The organism is Paenibacillus shenyangensis (assembly GCF_000346635.1).
Lineage (GTDB): Bacteria > Bacillota > Bacilli > Paenibacillales > Paenibacillaceae > Saccharibacillus > Saccharibacillus dauci.
Window position 1 is genome coordinate 34799 of the sequence record NZ_AOIG01000016.1, and the last position, 17693, is coordinate 52491.

General features: G+C 48.6%; 13 protein-coding genes. 11 read left to right on the forward strand and 2 right to left on the reverse strand.

Translation table 11 applies throughout. The features are described from left to right. Window positions 1–60: 60 nt before the first annotated feature. The 7 genes from H065_RS0113475 to H065_RS0113505 all read left to right on the forward strand — a co-directional run bounded on the left by H065_RS0113475 (window position 61) and on the right by H065_RS0113505 (window position 9327). Complete coding sequence (locus tag H065_RS0113475; RefSeq protein ID WP_017813601.1) at window positions 61–1386, forward strand: 5'-deoxyadenosine deaminase; 1326 nt, start codon at window positions 61–63, stop codon at window positions 1384–1386. A gap of 66 nt (window positions 1387–1452) precedes the next feature. Continuing rightward, the gene (locus tag H065_RS25945; RefSeq protein ID WP_017813602.1) at window positions 1453–2562 is read left to right on the forward strand and encodes an XdhC family protein; all 1110 of its coding nucleotides are present in this window, start codon (window positions 1453–1455) and stop codon (window positions 2560–2562) included. After that, window positions 2528–3310, forward strand: a complete 783-nt coding sequence (locus tag H065_RS27025) for a nucleotidyltransferase family protein (protein WP_017813603.1) — start codon at window positions 2528–2530, stop codon at window positions 3308–3310. The genes H065_RS25945 and H065_RS27025 overlap by 35 nt, the downstream gene beginning before the upstream one ends. Window positions 3311–3667: 357 nt before the next feature. Continuing rightward, window positions 3668–4657, forward strand: coding sequence for an FAD binding domain-containing protein (locus H065_RS25955; protein WP_017813604.1), 990 nt, complete (start codon window positions 3668–3670; stop codon window positions 4655–4657). A gap of 6 nt (window positions 4658–4663) precedes the next feature. Beyond that, the gene (gene pucD, locus H065_RS0113495; RefSeq protein ID WP_017813605.1) at window positions 4664–7000 is read left to right on the forward strand and encodes a xanthine dehydrogenase subunit D; all 2337 of its coding nucleotides are present in this window, start codon (window positions 4664–4666) and stop codon (window positions 6998–7000) included. Then, window positions 6997–7512, forward strand: a complete 516-nt coding sequence (locus H065_RS0113500; protein ID WP_017813606.1) for a (2Fe-2S)-binding protein — start codon at window positions 6997–6999, stop codon at window positions 7510–7512. Before pucD ends, H065_RS0113500 begins: the two co-directional genes overlap by 4 nt. Before the next feature lie 756 nt (window positions 7513–8268). Further along, a complete protein-coding gene (locus H065_RS0113505; RefSeq protein WP_017813607.1) occupies window positions 8269–9327 on the forward strand; it encodes a phosphotransferase in 1059 nt (352 codons plus the stop codon). Between the two features lie 37 nt (window positions 9328–9364). Here the strand turns inward: H065_RS0113505 and H065_RS0113510 are convergent, their stop codons facing one another. Then, entirely contained in the window at window positions 9365–10042 is a 678-nt protein-coding gene (locus tag H065_RS0113510) for a tetratricopeptide repeat protein (protein ID WP_017813608.1), read from the reverse strand. Between the two features lie 212 nt (window positions 10043–10254). Between H065_RS0113510 and H065_RS0113515 the strand changes: the two genes are divergently transcribed. From H065_RS0113515 to H065_RS25960, 3 genes are all read left to right on the forward strand, one after another. Beyond that, window positions 10255–11778: a tagaturonate reductase gene (locus H065_RS0113515; RefSeq protein WP_017813609.1), complete on the forward strand. Its 1524-nt coding sequence runs from the start codon at window positions 10255–10257 to the stop codon at window positions 11776–11778. Then, on the forward strand, window positions 11775–13283 hold the full coding sequence (locus H065_RS0113520; protein ID WP_017813610.1) for a UxaA family hydrolase: 1509 nt from the start codon (window positions 11775–11777) through the stop codon (window positions 13281–13283). The genes H065_RS0113515 and H065_RS0113520 overlap by 4 nt, the downstream gene beginning before the upstream one ends. 79 nt (window positions 13284–13362) lie before the next feature. Further along, the gene (locus H065_RS25960) at window positions 13363–14337 is read left to right on the forward strand and encodes an aldo/keto reductase (RefSeq protein ID WP_051058729.1); all 975 of its coding nucleotides are present in this window, start codon (window positions 13363–13365) and stop codon (window positions 14335–14337) included. A gap of 252 nt (window positions 14338–14589) precedes the next feature. Here H065_RS25960 and H065_RS0113530 read toward each other — a convergent pair whose 3' ends face one another. Beyond that, window positions 14590–16617, reverse strand: a complete 2028-nt coding sequence (locus tag H065_RS0113530; protein ID WP_017813612.1) for a beta-galactosidase — start codon at window positions 16615–16617, stop codon at window positions 14590–14592. A 113-nt stretch (window positions 16618–16730) separates the two neighbouring features. On the opposite strand from H065_RS0113530, the gene H065_RS0113535 reads away from it, so the two are divergent. Further along, window positions 16731–17564, forward strand: coding sequence for an AraC family transcriptional regulator (locus H065_RS0113535; RefSeq protein ID WP_017813613.1), 834 nt, complete (start codon window positions 16731–16733; stop codon window positions 17562–17564). Window positions 17565–17693: the final 129 nt, after the last annotated feature.

The window sequence follows — 17693 nt, forward strand, 5'->3', positions numbered from 1 at the left end:
TGCCGCAGACTCTATTCGTAAATACCGTTGCAGCAGCTACATACCAGAGGGGGAAGCGGAATGGGAAGCATACTGATCAGACAAGCACAGATGGTAACGATGAATGAGAGAGAAGAGGTATTCGTAGGGGATTTGCTGATTGAGAACAATATCATTGTCAAAATGGATACCCATCTCGATGATCATGCCGACCGTGAGATAGATGCGCGAGGGAAAACGCTGCTCCCGGGATTTATCCAGACGCATATTCATTTGTGCCAGACGATCTTCCGGGGACGTGCAGATGATATGGAACTGATGGACTGGCTTCGCAAACGAATCTGGCCGCTAGAAGCTGCCCATGACGAAGAATCCATTTTCTATTCGGCGCTTCTCGGTATAGGCGAACTTATTTCCAGTGGGACGACGACGATCTGCGATATGGAGACAGTCAATCATACAGATTCGGCTTTTCAGGCGATGGCGCAGAGCGGTCTGCGGGTGATTTCCGGCAAAGTTATGATGGATCATGGAGATGATGTACCCGAGCCGCTGCAGGAGAAGACCGAAGAGTCCTTGCAGAAAAGTGTAGACCTGCTGGAAAAATGGAATGGATTTGGTGGTGGACGCATCCAGTATGCATTCTGTCCGCGTTTTGTAGTCTCGTGTACCGAAAGGCTGCTGACCGAAGTGCGCGATCTATCCGCCCAGTATCATGTGCGAGTCCATACTCACGCTTCGGAGAACCGCGGGGAGATTGCAATGGTCGAGCGGGAACGTGGCATGCGCAATATTGTCTATCTGGATCATATCGGCCTGGCGAATCCGCGTCTCATTCTGGCACACTGTGTCTGGCTGAGTGAAGAGGAAAAGCAGATTCTGCACAAGCGTGGAGTAAAAGTGACGCATTGTCCGGGTTCCAACATGAAGCTTTCTTCCGGCATTGCGGAAATTCCGGATCTGATGAACCGGCATATCCATGTCGGGATCGGAGCGGATGGTGCTCCATGTAATAACAATCTGGACATGTTCCAGGAAATGCGGATGACTGCGCTCATACAAAAAGTACCGCATGGACCAACAGTTATGGATGCCCGTACTGTTCTGCGTATGGCTACAATGGGCGGGGCGGAAGTACTGGGACTGTCCAAAGAAATCGGAAGTCTGGAAGTAGGCAAAAAAGCTGACCTTATACTGCTGGACCTCGAAGATTATCATACATTCCCATCGCATGATGTGGATGTCTATTCACGGGTTGTCTACTCGTCTACACGAAGCAATGTGGAGCTGGTCATTATTGATGGACAGATTGTATTGGAGAATCGACAGGTAAAAACGATCGATCGGAGTATTGTACTGCGTGAATCCGATCGTTCCATCAAACGCCTATTAAGCCGTATCGGCTGATTTTCTGTATAATATCAAGATGTATTCCAGTACAGATTCTTTTGGAGAAAAGGAGAGTCGGAGACAATGGATATGAAGGATCTGTGTGCAATCGCCCGTCGTGAACGCCAGCAGCATATTCGAACGGTTCTTGCTACGGTGGTGCATGTGGAAGGTCATGCCTATCGCAAGGAGGGAGTCTCCATGATCCTGACAGAAGATGGACGTCATTATGGAACGATCAGTCCCGGCTGTCTGGAAGAGGATTTGTGTGGACGGGTAGTATCTGCATGGAACAGTAGCACTGTGCAGATTATAGATTATGATATGCGTCCGGCAGATGATTTGTCATGGGGAGAAAATATCGGCTGCGGCGGCTGGCTGCAGATCTTGCTGGAGCCGGTACGCGGTGAGCTTGAGAATATTCTCGACATACTTGATCGGCGGCTTGAACAGGGACAAGTGGTCAGGCTGACACGTTCTTTTTCCGCCAACGGGCCACAGGTAGATTATATATTGTCATCGCCTGGCGCAGCAGGGACGGAGATTCAGTTAACCGGTTCGATGGAGGAAATGCCTTCTCCCTCTGCCGATTCCCAGCCGCTGATCCTCGCTCACGATTATGCTGCCGAATATGTACATGCAAATTTTCATCAGCAGGCAAATCATCAGTTTACGTTTATCCGTACTTATCGTGCCAAGCCTCGTCTTGTTCTGATTGGCGCTGGAGATGATAGTCAGCTGGTTAGTTCACTTGCCCAGGCAGCCGGCTTTCACGTAGTTATAGGAGATTGGCGCGGAGCACTCTGCACAACAGAACGTTTTCCGGGCGCCGTCTGTGTAACCGGATTTCCCGGAGAACTCTATACGGCGATATCTCCACAGACCGGCGATTATATTCTGCTGATGAGTCATAATTTCCCCAGAGAACGAGAATGGATTGAGCATATACAGGATTGTCCCTACACTTACCTGGGCATTATGGGCTCTTCTGAACGGACCCGCAGATTATTCGAGGGGCTGCCTTATTATCCTTATGTACATTCGCCTGTAGGGTTATCGATTGGAGCAGATGGACCGGACGAGATTGCAATCAGTATCGCTGCAGAACTGATTGCTGTCAAAAGGGACCGTAAACTATCGGCAAAGGAGGAATTATCTCATGTCTATCGCCGCACTGGTACTGGCAGCCGGTAAAAGCAGCAGAATGGGGAGAGACAAGCTCTCCCTGCCGCTTGCTGCTTTAGCCAAAGGATATACAGCGTCAGACCAAACAGCAGCTTCTGGTCAGATGGAAATGCTTCAGGCTCAGCAGCCATATTCTTATGCGGATATTGAAGACAAGAGGCCGGATAGTCATGGGAAAAGGAAAGCCGCTGTACTTGATTCTGTAACGAGTATAGGTGGACATGTACTGCAAGCTGTATATGCCGAAAAAAGACTGTCCCCTGTCGTGATTGTTCATGCGCCTCATTCTTCATTAGCCTGGGGGCAGGAAGTGCTGCAATGGTGTCAGATGAAGGCGTGGAAGCAAACAGAATGTGTTGATGCAGAGCATGGTATGGCTTATTCTATTCGCTGCGGAATGGAACAGATCAAGTCTTCTTCTGCCGAAGGAGTTATGATTCTGCTGGCCGATCAGCCTTTGATAGATGCGGCGCTGCTGGCGGATCTGATAGATAACTGGCAGCAAAGCGATTTGGCACTGGATTATATGGCGGCTTCGGATGGTCGGAATGTACAGCCGCCGGTTATTTTGGCACGACATATATGGGATAGATTGGACCAATTAACTGGCGATCAGGGAGCGAGGAAGCTAATCCGTCAACCTGATTTGCAAGGACAGATTATATCTTACGCCGAACATTATTTCTGGGATGCAGATACCCCTGATGATCTGGAGCGTATACGCGCTCATATCACACACGCCTTGGAGCTCGAATAAGCCAGGGTGTTTTTTCGTTCTCTGCTGAATGTATCGGTAAATTGGGTATATCGGGGACTGAATATACCAGCATATAGTGTATAAATCGCTCATACATTTAAAATATATAAAGGATGTTTAGCAAATGATCACATTATGTATAGTTTTCAAAAATCGCTTTATATAAATAATAACTTCATCAAAAATAAATGTTAACTTATATTACATAAAGGTATAAACTGGGATCAGAATTGATGTATTTCCACTAAAAGATAGCTTTTTTTTGGTTTATAAACAAAATAAGGTTAGATTAATTGACGTTATATACTGGATTTATTAATATAACTGAAATTATAATCTGAACGCGGAGGTGACTTTATGAATATGTACCAACATAATTCTTCCTTGTCTACTCCGTTGGTTCCTACGGTCTGGGAGCCGTCCAGTGCAGAAGAAGCTGTTTTCCTGAAACGTCAATATGGCGCTGATGCAGCCTATATAGCTGGCAGTACGCTGCTGCGTACCCAGTGGGAAAATGGGCTACTAAGTATGCCTGAGCATATGATTCGTCTGGATACGATACCTGGATTGAGAGGCATTACAGAGCATAAGCAGCGTATTCAAATCGGAGCATTAACCTCACTGCGCGAATGCGGAAAAAATCAACTGATGCGAATTCATGGCAACACTTGTTATACAGCCTGTTGTCATATTGCTGCTCCTTCAATCCGCAATCAAGGGACGATCGGCGGCAATATTTCTTCAGCTGTAGGAGATATGATCCCTGCACTGCTCGTGCATGATGCCCGCCTGGTCTGGCTGGATCAGGCAAATCATCTAGCTCCTTATGAACAGGAGCTCATAGATTGGCTGGAGCAGGTACGATTGGGAAGACGCAGTCCGGATGCTATTCTACTCGGTATTGTACTGGATAAAGGTGAACCGGATTTCGTATCGATGCATCATGATCAGGAGGAATCTACTTTTGCTTGTAACTCCTTTTCCGAATCATCCTCATGGCGCGAAGTCAGCTTTTACCGCAAGGTCGGACGGCGTGAAGCATTTACTCCTTCACTCGTCACAGTAGCCTTTCGGGCGCTGATGAATCGGGAAGGGACACTGGTCGATGTAAAGATGGCAGCAGGTGGAGGTGCCGGTCTGGCGATGCGTCTGAGCAGATGTGAACATCTGCTGGAAGGCCAAGTCTATGATCCGCAGCAGACAGCGACACTGGCAGCGCAAGTGGAAGAAGAATGGGCAAGCTACAGTGATCCTTTTGCTTCGGAAGCTTATCGTCGGCAAACAGCAGGAAATCTGCTCGCAGCAGGATTGTGGGAGATATTATACCAGGAGATGGAGAGAGGATGACTCTATATGCTGCTGAATCGGGAAAGTAGTGGAGAACGCTGGCGCAAACGACGGGACGGTAAGGAAAAAGTAACCGGCGAACTTCGTTATCTGACAGATATGACGGCGGAAGGCATGCTGTACGGACGGGTTTTGCGCAGCAGTCATCCCCATGCGCATATCCTGTCGCTGGATACGTCGGCAGCCGAAAATTATGAAGGAGTAGTAGCTGTAATTACTCACCGGGATGTACCGGGATTGAATCGATTCGGAATTGCTGTACCGGATCAGCCAGCCTTATGTGAAGATACCGTTCGTTATATCGGCGATGCCATAGCAGCTGTAGCAGCGATTACTCCGGAAATTGCAGCCTATGCCTTATCCCTGATCCATGTGGAATACGAAGTGCTGGAGACTATTACGGATCCGCTGCGGGCCTTGGAAGATAATGCGCCACGTCTGCATCCTCAGGGCAATATACTTCACCGCACCCAGGTCAAGCATGGAGACGCAGGACATGCTCTTCAGAACTGTGCTTATGTTGTCAAAGAAGTCTACAGTACGCCTCGTCAGATGCATGCCTATATGGAGACAGAGGGCGGACTGTTTATTCCTGAACCGGATGGACGCCTCACAGTGTATGCTCCGACCCAGCATGGTTACAAGGATCGGATGCAGATTGCCCGCATTCTGGATTGGGAGGAAGAGCGAATTCGGGTTATTTCCAGTCCGATCGGGGGTTCTTTTGGCGGTAAGGACGAGTTGAATGTACAGCCCTATGGATCGCTGTTGGCTCTGAAAAGCGGTCGCCCGGTCAAAATGCATAATTCGCGCATGGAATCGGTACGTGCAGGACTTAAGCGACATCCGATGAAGATCGAGATGGAGACGGGGATGGACGAGTATGGTCGGCTACAAGCTCATCGGGTACGCATTGTCGCAGATACTGGTGCCTATGCAACGCTGGGTGCACCGGTTCTGAATTTTGCTACAGAGCATTGTATGGGACCTTATCGCTGGGAGCATATCGATATAGAAGGGGTATCCGTCTATACGAATAACGGTGTATCGGGAGAGTTCCGGGGCTTTGGCGGGAATCAGGCAATTTTTGCCATGGAAGGTCAGATGGATCGTTTGGCAGAGCAGATAGGTATGGATCCCTGGGAATTCCGTATGCTCAACCGCCGGTACCCGGATGACCCCGGTCCATTGCAACAGGAGATCTGGAGAACGAATGGACTGGAGCAGGTTATGCAGGCGCTGGCTCAATCCTCGCTCTGGCAGCGCAGGGAAGCGATATCTGTTTTATCTGTTCATGATTCCTTATCAGATGCTTCTTCTTCACCTCCTTGGATCAAGCGGGGAATCGGTGCAGCGCTGGCGATGCATGGAGCAGGACTAGGTTATGGGATCGATGATCCGGCTGGAGGACGATTATCGCTGAATGCATCCGGGCAGATTGAAGCAGCTTTCAGTTATGAGGAATTCGGCCAGGGACTAATCACGACATTGGAGATTATGCTGATCGATCTGTTTCATTGTACCGGTGAAGATATCAGCATCGTGATTGGCGATACGGACCGGGTACCTCATAGCGGTTCAAGTACCGCTTCACGTTCGACGACAATGGCATGGATGGGACTGCAGCGGCTAAAGAGTCCTTTTCTGCAGGCGATTCTTCAAAAGGCGCATGATATAACCGGTATTCCCGTTGATCAGCTGACAACGGGTGAGCAAGGAATCTGGCAGATCACTTGGGAAGATGACGCAGAAATAAGACAGAAGCGTGTAGTATCCTACAGGGAAATCGCTGCAGCAGCGCAGGGAAACGAGTTTGTGTTCGATACCAAATTCTCGTATCCGACGACTCCGGATGAGGTGGTTGGCGGACATTTTCTGTATACCTATGCAGCTGTAGCGGCGGAGGTGGAAGTTAATACGCTGAGCGGTCATGTAAGATTGCTTGATACGTATCATACGGTAGCAGCGGGACCGGTCATCAACCCTATGGGATTTATCGGACAGATCGAAGGCGGCAGTGTGATGGCACTTGGATTTACGTTGACCGAGGATGCAGTAATGGAAGAAGGACATTATATAACCCGCAATATGGATACGTATATGATTCCGGGCATTCAGGATATGCATACCTCTCTGGAAGTCGATGCGATCGAAGAGTTGCCGGATAATGATCCTTTTGGTCCCAGAGGCATTGGAGAAATCGGCTCGGTAGCCCTGGCACCAGCGATTACGGCGGCAATTCGTCAGGCAACCGGCACATGGGTGACACATCTGCCGGTATCCAGGGATCAGCTAATCCGGCGGGCAGGAGTATGGCAGCAGGAAGGAGTGAGTCCGCGATGAAGACGACAAGCATACAGTGGCAGGCAGTAATCAATGGTACAGTCCGGGAGATCGAGATCCCCCCTTCCCGGCGGCTACTGGATATTTTGCGGGAAGATCTGGATCTGACCGGAACCAAAATTTCCTGCGAGATTGGGAGATGTGGTGCCTGTATGGTATTGATTGACGGAGAACCGATGAATTCCTGTCTAATGATGGCTTATCAATGCGAAGGTACCGAGATTACGACTATCGAAGGATTACATGGTGAGACGGAAGACGCTCTTCATCCGATTCAGGAAGCATTTCTAGAGGAAGGCGGATTCCAGTGCGGATACTGTACACCAGGCATGATCATCTCGACCAAAGCGCTGCTGGACCGGCTCCCTCAGCCTGAAGAGCAGGAGATCAAAGAAGGACTGTGCGGTAATCTATGCCGATGTACCGGCTACGGGGGGATTATGCGTGCTGTCGAGAGCGCAGCAGACAAATGTGCTCAGCGCAGCTCACTTATTCCAGCGGTAGATTCCTGAGTGGAATCCGACTATTGCAGAATCAGGATATAGTCGAATAAAATAGCTATTCACAAGCGCAGCCAATCCGGAATTCCAGGTGGCTGCTGTTTGGGTTGCGCAAAATGAAATCAAAAATATAAACCGTACAGCAAAATTCACCGATAATATACAGAAGTGCTAGTCTTGATAGCAGTGACTCCTAGTGGCAAAAAATAGAACTGTAGGTTGAATTGTAATAAGCTGTCTGCACTTGAAAATAGCGTAGCGGCAGAGAATGAAATATTCCTCTCCAATCGGTCTCCGGACGAAATAGTGTTCACTGGCCCCGGTTCGTGTTATCATATAGCTTTGGCGAATAGTGACGGGATGGGATTTGCCGTAAAGGCAGGAAGCAGACATGCTGCTGTCGAATAGTACAGAACAGACTGGGTCTGCTGGATCAAATGACAGCTGCAGCCCATTTTCGGTAAGTAAACGGAAGTCTTCAACCAGACAATAGAACAGACTTGAAGACTCAAGTCTGCTTATAATAGAATGATCGCAGTTCCTGAATACGGTATAGTCAGCGGTGTCCAACCTCGATAAGGTTGGATCATCTGCTGATCAACCCGTCGGACTGCAAATACAGATTATTAGGGGTACAGCAGGATTACATGAACGGATGATTATTAGTCTGCTGCATTAGCGTTGCCTGCATGGGAACCGGCAGCCGAAAGCCGTCATTGGCGTTCTCCCTTACCCGCACAGGATAAAAGGCAACAAGGAGGGGAATCATTGGAACGCGAATATATAGATTCTATGGAACAACTGGCAGATCATTATTTCCCGTCAGGGAATTGGCATATGGTAGAAGGCAAGGGTGGAATGAACAATACAACCATGTTTATTGACCATGCTTCCCGGCGTTATGTATTGCGTCGTTATGAGACACACCGCGAACCGGATAAGGTACGTTATGAACATGAAGTATTATCGGTACTTCCAGAAGTGTTGACAGGACTGGAGATTCCTCAGCCGGTCAAAGATGCCGAAGGCAAGACCATATGCATGTCCAGCAGTGAAGTGCCGGCAGGCGAGCAGGGCAGCGGCAGACTCGCGGCTTTATTTCACTATGTGGACGGCAGCAATCCCGTTCTCGCAACCGAGGATCAGATCTATCGTTTTGGGCAGGCAGCCGGCAAGCTGTCGGCGGCTCTGGCGAAGGTACAGATTGATCTTCACCCGGTATATCCACCCTATTATCGACTGGGACAATCCTATCCGCTCTGCAGTCCGGGACGAATGGAAGCTTTTTGTGCCAATCCACCTGAGGATTTCGCCGAGATCGCCGATACATTGAACCGAATCGGAGAAGGTCTGGGTGAACAGCTCGTACGTATTACCCGGCTCGCTTCACTGCCGCATCAGCTGATTCATGGTGATCTCAATGCCTCGAATATGCTGCAATCGGAAGAGGGAGAGATTACCGCTATTCTGGATTTTGAATTTGTGACCCGTGATCTGCGAGCGATGGAGCCGGCAGTATGCTTGTCGGATATGCTGAGCAGCATGGAATGGACAGAACAGGATGAATTGCGCTGTACGGCTTTTCTCAAAGGGTATGCTTCGGTAATTACATTGACAGAAGCAGAATCGGTTAGATTGCCGCTGCTTATTTTACTGCGTCGTATTGATGTGTTTATGCATTTTTTGAGCCGTTATTTCGAAGGTGTTGATCAGGTAGATGTCGTGATCATGCAGGCGAAGCGTCTGGATGAAGGACTGAACTGGTACAAAAAAAGCGGCCCTCTGCTCAAAGCAGTCAGCCGCCGCATTTTTGGATATGATGTCTGATCCAACCCGGAGTTATTGTAGTACACAAGTGAATTCATCAAGTTGAGAATATTCGACGCAGCCAGCTACGGAATGCCCATCCGCGCTCGCTGCGTTTTTTGTATTTGGGCAGAGAACGATAGACAGCTATCCCCTCGTCAAAAGCACTGCGTGCGGCTTCGGTGCGGCCCAGAGAGCGATCCAGCATTCCCAGCATATAATAGGCACGGCAGGAAGAAGACTGGATGCTGCGGAACTGCTCCAGATAATGCAGTGCTTTTTCCTGATCGGTACCAATAGATTCGGAAGCAAGACGCAGATACGGTTCTCCATATTTAACACGGGAATTCATGGTTAATGCCTTTAAAATATGCTGTTCGCCAATGGCTTGCTGCCCGGTGTACAGCTGACAGGTCCCCAGATCATCCCAATATTCGGCGGAATCTTCATACGCATGACCGATCTGTTCCAGCCATTCGAGCGCTTCGCGATAACGCTTGCGTTCAATCAGAAGCCGAGCCAGCTCGTACCGGGAAGACATATCACTCGGACTGCCGGCAACCTGGCGTCGGAGTTGACGAATACGACTCATGCGCCGCAGCGGACGTACCAGGCTGGGCGAAATACCGACAAATCGGCGATCCAGCAGATAAACAATAAAAAGAATCACGAGCAGAGCCAAAAAAGGATTCCCCAGCAGCCACCATAAAATAGAGAATAGGAAAATTTTGCTCATAACTGGACAACCTCCTATCGGCATTAATTCAGGCTGCTGGCATGCCAGTAGCTGAAAATCAAGATATCAAATACAGAAATTTTTATTGAAAAAATAATCTAATTCCTTCCAAATATTCACTATTCCAGTCTAAATGATGATACAATGATGTTCAAGAAACGCTTTTTATCATAAAATGTTAACGTGAACATTTATCGATATGGAGGAATATTATGACAATCAGCAGACTACAGCCTGGGTTACGACTGGGATTGGCCGGCGAAGATGAACGCCGCAGACAGGTACAGATTCAGCAGCTGCCTATCAAGGTACTACAGATCGGCGAAGGCAACTTTTTGCGCGGATTTGCTGACTGGATGATTCAGGAAAGTATTGCTTCCGGCAAATACCATGGCAGTGTAGTACTGACTCCGCCTACACCAAGAGGTGCAGCCAAACTGGAAAAGATAGCACAGCAGGATGGATTGTATACTCTGGTCGTACGAGGTCTGCAGGATGGACAAAAAGTAGAAAAACGGCAGCTGATCTCCGTATTCAGGGATTATGTAGATCCGTATAGCGAGTGGGAACGCTTTTTGCAGCTGGGTGAACTGGAATCTCTGGATGTAGTCATTTCCAATACAACTGAAGCGGGACTTACCTATACGCCGATGGATTATATTCCCGGAGAGCCGATTGTGAATTTTCCGGCTCGGCTGACCGTGCTGCTGCAGCGAAGGTTTACACATTTTAATGGCGATCCAAAGCGTGGTCTTATGATTCTGCCGTGTGAGCTGATCGAGAATAATGGAGATCTGCTGCAGGAGTACGTACTGCGTTATGGACGTGAGTTTGGTTTCGGAGAAGAGTTCTGCAGCTGGGTAGAGCAGTCACAGCTGTTTTTGAATAATCTGGTAGATCGCATTGTAACCGGTATGCCGGGGGATGAAGAATACGCGAGATTGACGGGCAGCTGGGGATATGAAGATTCATTTCTGACGACAGCAGAGCCGTATCACCTCTGGGCGATTCAGGGAGATCCATCGTTGGATCGTCGTCTGCCGCTGGTACGTGCCGGACTTAATGTACAATGGGTACCTGATCTCAAGCCATTTCGTCAACGCAAAGTGCATATTCTGAATGGTGCACATACACTGATGATGCCGGCGGGACTATTACAGGGCAAGACAACGGTTCGTGAAGTAATGGAGGATGCCGAGCTCGGTGAATGGGTGCGACAGACCGTGGAGCAGGAGATTATCCCGGCGCTGCCTATGCTGCCCGAAGAATTAAAGCGTTATGCTGCCGAGACATTCGAGCGCTTCAATAACCCCTATTTGGAGCATCGTCTGCAGGATATCGCCATGAATAGTATTAGCAAATTCAAGTCTCGTCTGCTGCCTGTATTGAAAGCGTATACAGAAAAAGAAAATCAACTGCCCCAGCAGCTGGTATACGGTCTGGCTGCACTGCTGCGATTATATCAGGTCACAGCAATCGAACAGCCGGATCGTACGCTTACTTTTACTACTCAGCTACCAAACGGAAGCAGAATAGACATTCGTGATTCTGCCGAGCAGCTTGAACGACTGGCTAAACACTGGGCAGAGCTGCAGCAGAATGAGTCATCGTATCGCCGAGTTGTACAGGCGATACTGGCGGATACCGGCATCTGGACGGAAGATCTGACCACGATAGAAGAATTGGCAGAAGCAGTAGCATCCCAAATGATACAGATGGAGGCTGATCAGGCATGAATACAATGATGAGAGATCATATTGCCATTCAGCAGCAGGACGATGTAGTCATTGCCCTGCATGATATGGCACCAGGAGATACACTGGTACTCGATAATGGAGATATATTGACCATCATAAATGATATTCCTCGTGGACATAAAGTTGCTGTCCATCCGATTCAACCTGGACAGGATGTAATCAAATATGGCTTTTCTATCGGCAAAGCCACTGTACCGATTACACCTGGCGAATGGATTCACAGTCATAATCTGCATACTGGCTTATCGGGCACCCTAGATTATGAATATCAGCCGGAACTGAACTGGCAGCCGCGGGTTATTCCGGCACATTTGCAGACCTTTGATGGTTATGTACGACCTAATGGAGAAGTAGGGATTCGCAATGAAATATGGATTGTCAATACCGTAGGCTGTATCAACAAGACCTGTGAATTGCTCGCTCGTACCGCTCATTCGGAGATGGCAGGACGTGTAGATGGCGTATATCATTTTCCACATCCATTCGGATGTTCCCAGCTTGGAGACGATCTGGAATATACACGTCAGCTGCTGAGCTCGCTCGTACTGCATCCCAATGCGGCTGGTGTGTTGGTGGTTGGTCTGGGTTGTGAGAATAATCAGATTGAGCAGTTCTCCGCCGGTATACCGGAAGAATATGCTTACAAAATCCGTTATCTTAAAGCCCAGGAAGAAGAGGATGAGCTGGAAGCAGGTATGCAGCATCTGGAAGAGCTGGTAGCACTGGCTGAACAGGAACAGCGTCAACCTCTGCCATTATCCAGACTCAAAATCGGACTTAAATGCGGTGGTTCTGATGGTCTATCAGGTATTACAGCCAATCCACTCGTTGGTGAGATTGCGGACTGGATCGTCTCGGCAGGTGGTACAGCCATTCTGACTGAAGTACCCGAAATGTTCGGTGCCGAGACTATTCTGATGAATCGTTCGGCGAGTCCCGAGGTATTTGGTCAACTGGTAGAATTGATTAATGGATTCAAGCAATATTTCGTCAATCATGGTCAGAATATTTACGAGAATCCATCACCCGGCAATAAAGCCGGAGGGATTACTACCCTGGAAGAAAAATCACTGGGCTGTACTCAAAAAGGCGGACACTCCCAGGTCGTGGATGTACTGCGTTATGGACAGCGAGTACATCAGCCTGGACTGAATATTGTAGAAGCGCCAGGGAATGACCTGGTATCCGTGACCGCACTCTCGGCTGCCGGTGCGCATATCGTGTTGTTTACAACTGGACGAGGAACTCCATTTGGTGGTCCGGTACCCACAGTCAAGATTGCCACCCAGTCCGAACTGGCGAATCGCAAAAAGCACTGGATCGACTACAATGCCGGTCAACTGCTGGAAGGACAGTCCATGGAGCAGGTTTCTCTGGATCTGTTAGCCCGTATCGTGGATATTGCTTCCGGACGCTGTCAGACCAATAATGAACAGCGAGGATTCCGCGAAATAGCAATTTTCAAAGATGGTGTCATCCTGTAAACTGGGTATAGCCTATTATGGGATCGTATCTGGATAACCGGATACGGGAAGGAGAAGTGCGATGCCGGTGAAAGCGATGATGAACAGACGTAAGCTGGGAAATACAGGTCTCGAGGTGTCTCCGCTAAGTCTGGGAGCAGCTCCTTTGGGTCATGTATTTGGTAATATTGATGAAGATCAGGGCGTACGAGCTGTTCTGGAAGCTTTTGATCAAGGGATTAATCTGGTAGACACCTCACCCTATTATGGCGTAACCCGCTCGGAACAAGTCCTGGGACGGGCACTACGTCAAATGCCAAGAGACCGTTATATTCTGTCGACCAAAGCCGGACGCTACAATGACAGGGAGTTTGATTTTTCCCGTCAGCGGATTCTGGATAGTGTGGATGAGAGTCTGCAGCGTCTAGGAACGGATTATGCGGATATTCTACTGCTGCATGATATCGAATTTGGTGATTTGAATACGGTGCTGAATGAAGCTATTCCAGCTCTGCAGCAGTTGAAGCAGGAAGGCAAGATACGCTTTTATGGAGTGTCCTGTCTGCCACTGGAAGGATACCGTCGTGTGCTGGAACATACCGATCTGGATGTGATTTTGTCTTATTGCCATTATACGCTGAATGATTCGACATTGACCGATCTGCTGCCTTTGCTGGAAGCAAAAGGAATCGGCATCATCAATGCAGCTCCGGTTGCGATGGGTCTGCTCTCGGACAAAGGACCTGCCGATTGGCATCCTGCTTCTCCAGAGATCAAGCAGCGCTGCCGCGAAGCAGCCGAATTCTGCCGGCAGCAGGGGAGCAGTCTGACACAGCTGGCGATCCAGTATGCAGTCTCCAATGAACATCTGGCAACTACAATTGTAGGAACAGCAAGCACGACAGAGATTGCAGACAATATCCGCTGGGCAGATAAGCCGATCGATTCGGAACTGCTGCAGCAGGTGCTGCGTATTCTGGGACCTGTCCAGGGACAGACATGGCCGAGCGGACACTGGACCCGGGAAGTGCTGGACGGAAGCAGTCCACTGAAGTGGCAAGGGAGTCCTTTTTAATACAGATAGATGGGCTATAGACAGATGGGACAGATTGATCCATTATAGCTATAGAGCGATAAGATCATAGAGTACAGTAACAGAAAATAACGAACGATTCCAAAAAGAACTTTGCCCATTTAAAAAGAGGAAATACGCCATGAATGTAAATAAATGGAGCAGATTCGACAAAAATAGCGATACGCAAATGTTGTAATAAACATTTTACGTATCGCTATTTTCGTGTTACAATAAATTAGGTATCCGATGTAATTATTTTACAGATAAGAGAATGGAACCACGCGCTGGAACCTCAATAGAGGAAGTAACCTGATTATTACTCAGCATGTCCTCTACGTCAAGGTTACCAAGGTCTACAGTCGACGCTTTGGCATTATGATTGAGCAGGAACAGGAACTTATGACCGTCTTTGACGCGGCATCCTGCTTCTACACCTGCAGGTGTATCCAGAACCGGCTGAATTCCTTTTTGGTCACAGAGATGCTTCATGAGTCCGGCGATGAATGTCTCTTCACCATCCGAAGCGATATACCATGCTTCACCTTTGCCGAAGGCATTACGCGTAAGTACGGGCATTCCCTGGTAAAAGTCTTCGCCGTACTGAGCGAGCACTTCGGCGCCTTCGGTATGCAGCAGATCGCACAGCATGCCGCATTGGTAGTCACCGCTCAGCTCACCGAGTGCGCTGTTCATTACGATCCGGTTATTCATCGAAGGCAGCAGGGCATCGATTTCTTCGACCCAGATGCCAAGCAGCTTGCGCAGTTCTCCCGGATATCCACCAAGCGAGACCAGATCGGACTCGCCTACGATGCCGCTGAAGAAAGTGGTAACGAAAGTGCCACCGCTGCTGGTGAATTGTTCCAACTTCTCGGCTAACCCCGGTTTGACCATATACAGGACAGGGGCGAGGATAATATCGTAATGACTGAATTCCGAGTCGACACTAATAATATCGACCTGTACATTACGATCGTAAAAGGCTTTGTAATACTTATGAATCTGTTCGACATATTTCAGGGCAATCGTCGGTCCGCTGGATTTCTCCACCGCCCACCAGTTGTCCCAGTCGAACAAAATAGCTACGCGGGCTTCGACCCGTGAATCCAGCAATTGGTCACCAAGCTGCTGCAGCTCATGACCGAGTTCGCTGACTTCGCGGAACACACGGGTATCTGTATGACCGACGTGTTCAATGACTGCGCCATGGAATTTCTCACAGGCGCCTGCCGAACGACGAAGCTGGAAAAACATAACTGTATCTGCACCATGAGCGACCGCCTGGTAACTCCAAAGACGCATTACACCCGGTCGTTTCAATGAATTATACGCTTGCCAGTTTTGCTGGCTTGGTGTCTGTTCCATCAGCATGAATGGTTCGCCATTTTTGATTCCGCGCATCAGATCATGTGCCAGCGCCGTGAAGCTCACCGGCGTATCCAGACCCGGATAATTGTCCCAGGAGACAATATCCATATATTTGGCCCATTTAAAATAATCCAGCGGCTTGTAAAAGCCCATCAGGTTGGTGGTGATCAGAGCGTCCGGAATGACAGAGCGTACCGCATCGTATTCCAGACGATAGCATTCCAGCATACTGTCTGAATTGAAACGGGAGTAGTCGAGCGAGATTCCCTGGAAGCTGGAGCTGTTTTCTCCCCATTCTTCACTGCGGTTATCCGGGAGTACAATTTCATCCCAATCGTAGAAAGTATGACCCCAGAATCCCGTATTCCAGGCTGTATTGACAGCATCCAGTGTACCGTAACGCTGCTTCAGCCAGACGCGGAAAGCTTTCTCGCAGTTGTCGCAGTAGCAATCACCGCCGTATTCGTTGGAGATATGCCAGACCAGAATCGCAGGATGATCCTTGTAGCGTTCTGCCAGACGACGGGCAATCTCAACCGAATATTTGCGGTACGTCGGACTGTTGGGACAGGAGTTATGACGTCCGCCGAATTTGCGTTTGCGTCCGTCCTTATCTGTTCGCAGAATATCGGGATAACGCGTCGCCATCCAGGCCGGATGGGCAGCTGTGCTTGTTGCGAGACAGGTATAGATACCGTTTTCATAAAGGCTGTCGATTAATTCATCCAGCCATTCGAACTGATATGTAACTTCGTCCGGCTGATTGCGTGCCCAGGAGAAAACATTCAGGGTTGTAATATCAATGCCGGCCTGCTTGAACATGCCGAGGTCTTCCTGATGTGTCTGCTTATCCCACTGCTCAGGGTTATAATCTCCACCGTAGAAGATTTTTGGAAGTTTGCTGCTAATCAATGCTGTCACTCCTTATATAAGAATAACTCTATACTAAATCATAATAACTCCTTGTAAAATATAAGATAAAACATGTATAGTATAAAAATATGGATGTAGGATGTGAAAGTATCATGTACGTAACCAACCCGCACCGCCGCTTTTTTACAGAGCTCAAAGACCTTCAGCTTCCTATTCATATGGAGAGTATCGGAGAGAATCCGGATCAGGAATATATCGAACGTCCGGACGGCTATCCATGTTATCACTGGCTTCAGACGGTACATGGAGAAGGCGAATTTACATTTGGCGGTGCCCGTTATTTGCTTAAACCCGGATCGGGCGTACTGCTGGCTCCACGGGATGCCCATAGCTATCGTCCGGTAAGCAGTGTGTGGGAGACTCTTTATCTTACATTTGGTGGACCGCAATCGCTGGGACTGCTGTCTACGTTTGGGTTGTCGCATTCGGCGTATTATGAATGGGATCGGGATTGTGATCTGGAGACATTTTCCGGCAATATGCTGGGCAGTATCCGTAGTAACCGTGATTTGTCAGGGCTGGATACCAGTGCAGATCTGTACCGTTTTCTGACTCTGCTCAAAAAGCATGGACGTATTAACAACCTGCCGTCCTTGTCTCATACCGTAGAGCGACTGGCGCCATTGATGAGCTTTATGGAAGCCCATTATGACGATCCGAATATCGGGTTGGAAGATATGGCGATTCAGGTAGGGGTAAGTGCCCGCCACCTAAATACATTGTTCCGTCAGACATTCGGGATGACAGCTTATGCTTATTTTATTCTGCTTCGTCTGCGCAAAGCCAAGGAATTGATGACCTTGTATCCGCGTATGACAATCAAGGAAGTATCCGGTCAGGTCGGATTCCGCGATTCCAGTCATTTTGTGGCTACATTCCGCCGTCTGGAAGGAGTAACTCCTGAACAATTTCGCAATCTTTATTAAAATGTGCGTTTGCTGATCACCAGTCATGCACATTTTGATTGAAACTATTTTGTTAAGCGCTTACAATATTAACGCTTGAAAAGGAGAACAGAATGATGGATGATGCCTGCATTATCCATTATTCTCGTT